The sequence below is a fragment of the Gemmata algarum genome (assembly GCF_034097035.1).
Lineage (GTDB): Bacteria > Planctomycetota > Planctomycetia > Gemmatales > Gemmataceae > Gemmata > Gemmata algarum.
This window is the reverse complement of record NZ_JAXBLV010000163.1, coordinates 1-271: the sequence shown is the minus strand read 5'-3', so window position 1 is coordinate 271 and position 271 is coordinate 1. Positions and strand designations below refer to the sequence as shown.

Genomic DNA, 271 nt, shown 5'->3' with positions numbered 1-271 from the left:
CTGTTCGTGCCCGATGAAGACAGCTAGGGCTTCTTGGGTTCCTCCTTTTTAGGCTCGTCTTTCTTCTTGATGTGATTGAGGAAATACCCAGTGCCTTTAACCGCTTTTTGGACAACCCACACGACCCCATCCTTATCGGTAATTTCCGTGCCGACCGTGGTGTCGGTTAAAAATGAGTCGGTGTAGACCACTTTCGTTCCGTTAGGCAGTGCGGACCACTCGACGCGGACGTTCTTGACCGGGTTAATGAACTTCTTGTTCGAGGTCATCA

At 50.6% G+C, this 271-nt stretch carries 1 protein-coding gene; it reads right to left on the bottom strand.

Features of this window, described 5'->3' with window-relative positions; translation table 11 throughout:
* Positions 1 to 23 precede the first annotated feature (23 nt).
* On the bottom strand, positions 24 to 271 hold a 248-nt coding region (locus R5W23_RS12635; RefSeq protein WP_320686630.1), incomplete at its 5' end, for a hypothetical protein.